At 70.5% G+C, this 4,859-nt stretch carries 6 protein-coding genes and 1 pseudogene; 2 read left to right on the top strand and 5 right to left on the bottom strand.

Going from position 1 to position 4,859, the window contains the following annotated elements:
- From BKN37_RS25720 to crcB (BKN37_RS25705), 4 genes are all read right to left on the bottom strand, one after another.
- Nucleotides 1-994, bottom strand: a 994-nt coding sequence (locus tag BKN37_RS25720) for an AMP-binding protein (protein WP_165618399.1), incomplete at its 3' end; no start/stop codon positions are given.
- Complete coding sequence (locus tag BKN37_RS25715) at nt 991-1,251, bottom strand: acyl carrier protein (RefSeq protein ID WP_071029964.1); 261 nt, start codon at nt 1,249-1,251, stop codon at nt 991-993. The genes BKN37_RS25720 and BKN37_RS25715, both read right to left, overlap by 4 nt.
- 54 nt (nt 1,252-1,305) lie before the next feature.
- Nucleotides 1,306-1,689 carry a fluoride efflux transporter CrcB gene (crcB, locus tag BKN37_RS25710; protein ID WP_071029962.1) on the bottom strand — a complete coding sequence of 128 codons (384 nt, stop codon included), beginning with the start codon at nt 1,687-1,689 and terminating at the stop codon, nt 1,306-1,308.
- Entirely contained in the window at nt 1,686-2,084 is a 399-nt protein-coding gene (gene crcB, locus BKN37_RS25705) for a fluoride efflux transporter CrcB (RefSeq protein ID WP_095407210.1), read from the bottom strand. Before crcB (BKN37_RS25705) ends, crcB (BKN37_RS25710) begins: the two co-directional genes overlap by 4 nt.
- Nucleotides 2,085-2,159: 75 nt before the next feature.
- Here crcB (BKN37_RS25705) and pgm point away from each other — a divergent pair, with 75 nt between their 5' ends.
- A complete protein-coding gene (gene pgm, locus BKN37_RS25700; RefSeq protein ID WP_071029958.1) occupies nt 2,160-3,809 on the top strand; it encodes a phosphoglucomutase (alpha-D-glucose-1,6-bisphosphate-dependent) in 1,650 nt (549 codons plus the stop codon).
- On the opposite strand, the gene BKN37_RS25695 is transcribed toward pgm, so the two are convergent.
- Complete coding sequence (locus BKN37_RS25695; RefSeq protein ID WP_071029957.1) at nt 3,806-4,198, bottom strand: hypothetical protein; 393 nt, start codon at nt 4,196-4,198, stop codon at nt 3,806-3,808. The genes pgm and BKN37_RS25695 overlap by 4 nt on opposite strands.
- A gap of 163 nt (nt 4,199-4,361) precedes the next feature.
- On the opposite strand from BKN37_RS25695, the pseudogene BKN37_RS25690 reads away from it, so the two are divergent.
- Nucleotides 4,362-4,859, top strand: a pseudogene (locus BKN37_RS25690) (PucR family transcriptional regulator); the annotation flags it as partial.

Raw genomic sequence — 4,859 nt, 5'->3', positions numbered from 1 at the left:
CGTCGAACCGCAGCCCGGTGCCGGGGCGGGGGATGGTGACCGCGCCGGTGGCCTCCGCCATGCCGTAGGACGGGCAGGCGGCGCCGGCGGCGAAACCGAATCTGGCGAGCTCGGTGGTGAACCGGTCCAGCCCGGCGCAGTCGATCGGCTCACCGCCGTTGATGGCCACCCGCACCCGGCTCAGGTCGACGTCGGGCACCCGGCGGGCGTACCTGCCGATCACGTTGTAGGCGAAGTTGGGGGCCGCGGTCAGGGTCGCGGCGCTGTCGTGCAGCCAGTGCAGCCAGCGGAACGGGGACGCGGCGAACGCCGCGGTGGGCGCCAACCACAGCGGGACCCCGGCCAGCGCCGCCGTCAGCAGGAACGTCAGCCCCATGTCGTGGTAGAGCGGCAGCCAGGAACACCCGGTATCGGCCGCCGGGTCGACGCCGAGGCGCTCGATCACCCCGGTGAGATTGCTCAGCACCGCCGCCGGGGACAGCTGCGCGGTGCGCGGCGTGCCGGTGGATCCGGCGGTGCCCTGCAGCACCGCCGGGACCTCAGATGTGGCCGGTGTCAACGTGGTCGAGCGCGGCCGCGACGCGGCGTCGGCGACGTCGAGCACCGCGGGCGCCGCCTCCTGGGCCCGCAGCAACTCCAGCACCGAGCCGTGGCTGAACACGGTGCGCACCCCGATCCGGCTGAACCGGGACAACGTCGCCCGCGCCCACTGGTGCGGGTCGGCGCCGCGCACCGGACCCGGCAGGATCGACACGCTCTGCCCGGCCAGCCCCGCGCCGACAAGGGCGGCGACGACATCGACGGTCGGCTCGCCGACCAGGCCGACCGCGCCGGGTTCGTCCTCGGCGAGGATGCGGGCGGCGACGCTTTCGGCGCGGGCGTGCACCTGCGGCCACGGGTGCCGCTGCCAGGTGCCGGTGTCGCGGTCCAGGACCACCAGGTCGTGCGGTGAGGTCGTCATCGCCCGGCTCAGGGCGGCGGCCAGCACACTCACTGGGCGGCCGGCACTTTGGCCAGAATCGCCGCCTCGAGTTCGGCGACGGTGTCGCAGGTCAGCAGGTCCTCTTCGGATAGCACCGCGCCCAACTTGTCCTCGATCGCCACCATGCCGACCGCGAACGCCACCGAATCCAAACCGACGTCGTCGACCAGCCGTGACTGCGGGGTCACCCGGCTGATGTCGATGTTCAAGTCGTCGCGCAGGATCTCTTTGAGGGCGGCGCTCACCGCGGCGGGGGTTGACGGATTCATGGCGCCCGAGGCTACACGGTCAAGTAAAGCTAGGCTAGCCTTACGTTCCGGGGCTCACAGCTGCCCGGCGAGCCACTGTCCGAGCCACGCCGCGGCCACTCCCAAACCGACGCTGGCGACCAGATTGGCTGCCGCCGGCCAGATCTGGCGCTCCTCACCCAGCCGTTCGGTTTCCAGCATCCAGGTGGAGAACGTGGTGTAGGAGCCGACCAGTGCGGTGCCGGCCAGCAGCGCGGCGTGCGGGCTGAGCGCCAGGCCGCTGATCAAACCGAGCAGCGCCGCGCCACTGAGATTGACCGTGAGGGTGCCGAACGGAAACGAGCGGGCCGCGCGGCGGGCCACCGCGCGGTCCACCATGAACCGCAGCACCGCACCCACGCCGCCGAGCAGCAGCACCCCGACCCACAGCAGCACCGGCGCGGCCGCCGACGCGGTCATGAGCGCACCCGGACGCGGCGCACCAGCGCGGTGGCCAAATAGACCGCCAGCAACCCCAGCGCGACGCTGGCGGCGGTATAGCCGGCGGCCAGCCCGTAGGCGCCGTGGTCCAGCATCCGCAGCGTCTCGACCTGCATGGTCGAGAACGTCGTCAGCCCGCCGCACAGCCCGGTGCCCAGCAGCGGGCGGCGGTAACTGGTCACCGGCAGCCGCTCCAGCAACCGGGTGGTGAAATAGCCCAGCAGGAACGCGCCGACGATGTTGACGACGAACGTCGGCCACGGCCAGTGGCCGGCGTCGGGGGCCGCGACGGTGTCCAGCAGCGCGCGGGCGGTGGCCCCCAGCGCGCCTCCGGCGAAAACCGCCGCCACCTCACGGTTGTCATGGCCCAGCACGTCAGGCAACGTATCGCGGCATCGCCGCATCGGGGAAGCGGCGCACCGGCGCCAACACCGGCACAATGGGGAGCCATGGTGGCCCACCCGCGCGCCGGTCAACCGGCCCAGCCCGACGACCTGGTCGACCTGCCCCATCTGCTGACGGCGTATTACGCCGTGCATCCGGACCCCGACGACGTCGCGCAGCAGGTGGTGTTCGGCACCTCGGGGCATCGCGGCAGCGCGCTGGACGGCGCTTTCAACGAGGACCACATCCTGGCCACCACCCAGGCCATCGTGGAGTACCGGGCCGGGCAGGGCATCACCGGGCCGCTGTTCCTCGGCCGCGACACGCACGGGCTGTCCGAGCCCGCCTGGGTGTCGGCGGTGGAGGTGCTGGCCGCCAACGACGTTGTTGCCGTGATCGATTCCCGCGACCGGTATACCCCGACCCCGGCGGTCAGCCACGCCATCGTGACCCACAACCGCGGGCGCACCGAGGGGTTGGCCGACGGCATCGTCGTCACCCCGTCGCACAACCCGCCACGCGACGGCGGCTTCAAGTACAACCCGCCGCACGGCGGACCGGCCGACGCCGACGCCACCAGCGCGATCGCCCAGCGCGCCAACGAGATCCTGCGCGACGGGCTGGCCGCGGTGAAACGGGTGCCGTGGGCCCGCGCCCGGGCGAGCGCATACCGCCACGACTATTTGGCGGCCTATGTCGACGACCTGCCGAACGTGGTCGATATCGACGCCATCCGAGCGGCTGGGGTGCGGATCGGCGCCGACCCGCTGGGCGGGGCCAGTGTGGACTACTGGGGCGAGATCGCCGAGCGGCACCGCCTGGAGCTGACCGTGGTCAACCCGCTGGTCGACGCGACGTGGCGGTTCATGACGCTCGACACCGACGGCCAGATCCGGATGGACTGCAGCTCACCGGACGCCATGGCTGGGCTCATTGGCACGATGGCCGCCAAGCCGGACCACTACCAGATCGCCACCGGCAACGACGCCGACGCCGACCGGCACGGCATCGTCACCCCCGACGTCGGCCTGCTGAACCCGAACCACTACCTGGCGGTGGCGATCGACTACCTGTTCACCCACCGGCCGTCGTGGCCGACCGACATCGCGGTGGGTAAAACCGTGGTCAGCTCCTCGATCATCGACCGGGTGGTCGACGGCATCGGCCGGCGGCTGGTGGAGGTGCCGGTCGGGTTCAAATGGTTCGTCGACGGATTGCGCGGCGGTGCAATTGGTTTCGGCGGCGAGGAATCGGCGGGCGCCGCGTTCCTGCGCCGCGACGGATCGGTGTGGACCACCGACAAGGACGGCATCATCTTGGCGCTGCTGGCCGCGGAGATCCTCGCCGTCACCGGCTGCACCCCGTCGCAACGCTATGCGCAGTTGGCCGACCACTACGGCGCGCCGAGCTATGCGCGCATCGACGCGCCGGCCGATCGCGAGCAGAAGGCCCGGCTGGCCCAGCTGTCCGCCGATCAGGTCAACGCCACCGAACTGGCCGGTGAGCCGATCACCGCGAAACTGACCGCCGCCCCCGGCAACGACGCCCCGCTGGGCGGGCTGAAGGTGACCACCGCCAACGCGTGGTTCGCCGCCCGCCCGTCGGGCACCGAGGACGTCTACAAGATCTATGCCGAATCCTTCCGCGGTCCGAAGCATTTGGCGCAGGTGCAAGAAACCGCGCAGGAATTGGTGAACACCGTCATCGGGGTTTAGTCACCCTGCGTCAGCTGACTCACCCGCTGTGGCGAGACACCAAGGAGTTCGGCGACGTCGCGTACGGGCACACCGGCGCTGGTGAGCGTGCGGGCGTAGTCGGCCGCGTGGCGTTGTGCATTTGCCGCCGCGCGGGCCGCCGCATCCTTTTCGGCGATCAGTTCGCGCGAGCGAATTGCGACGTCACCTAGCTGTGGCACGGTGATGCTGACGATGCACACGCTGACGTCGGCCAGAGCCGTGCCTGTGCTGAGCGCGATGAGTTCGCGTGCCATCAATTCGGCTTCGCCAAGCCGACGGGCCTGCGTGAGTTCGTCGATCTCGGGCACGTGGACCATCCACCACCGGCCGTCACGCTCGAGTTCAACCTTGTACGCGTGCTTTGTCATTGACGCCCTTCCCTTTCGGCAATCATAGTCCACCTGGCTAGACGGTTTCTAGTAAAGGAAGATGGACAGAAGCCGCGCGCGTCGGCGACGGATTTTTGGACGTCATGTCAGCAGAATGCCGCAGACCACCGACAACGGCCGATGCGCGCTTTACGCTCGGCTGATGGTCACCCTGGACCGTCTGGTCAACGTGCTGGGCAGCTACGGCGTCCGGCTGCGGTTCTGTTCGGTGCCGCGCTCGACGGAACTGAGCAGCGTGGTCATGCACGAGGCCGCCGAGCGGGCCGTGGTCGGCGATGTCTTGCTGGCCGTGGGCGCGCGCTCGGTCAAAGAAGCGGTGCGCTGGGCGGTGTCGGTGCGGGCCGTGGTGGTGCTGGTGCGCGGCGACGACGACACCACCGCGTTCGTCGGCGAGGGCGAGTCGATCGCCGTCATGGAAGTCGACCCGGCGGTGTCCTGGAGTGAACTGGCCGCCGTGGTCTACGGCCTGGTGCTCGAGGGCCGTGAAACCGAATCCGGCCGCGGCCCCACCGACCTGTTCGCGCTGGCCGACAGCCTCGCCGACGCCGTCGGCGGCGCGGTCACCATCGAAGACGAACTGTGCCGGGTGCTGGCCTATTCGCGGCGCCAGCAGCACGCCGACCCGGCCCGTGCCGCCACC

The sequence above is a fragment of the Mycobacterium talmoniae genome (assembly GCF_001854525.1).
GTDB classification, from domain to species: domain Bacteria; phylum Actinomycetota; class Actinomycetes; order Mycobacteriales; family Mycobacteriaceae; genus Mycobacterium; species Mycobacterium talmoniae.
The sequence above is the reverse complement of the archived record's forward strand: the minus strand, read 5'-3'. Positions and strand labels throughout refer to the sequence as shown.

Coding starts and splice junctions, on each gene's coding strand:
- pgm (WP_071029958.1), top strand. CDS start 2,160: ATGGTGGCCCACCCGCGCGCCGGTCAACCGGCCCAGCCCGACGACCTG.
- BKN37_RS25695 (WP_071029957.1), bottom strand. CDS start 4,198: ATGACAAAGCACGCGTACAAGGTTGAACTCGAGCGTGACGGCCGGTGG.
- BKN37_RS25715 (WP_071029964.1), bottom strand. CDS start 1,251: ATGAATCCGTCAACCCCCGCCGCGGTGAGCGCCGCCCTCAAAGAGATC.
- crcB (WP_071029962.1), bottom strand. CDS start 1,689: ATGACCGCGTCGGCGGCCGCGCCGGTGCTGCTGTGGGTCGGGGTGCTG.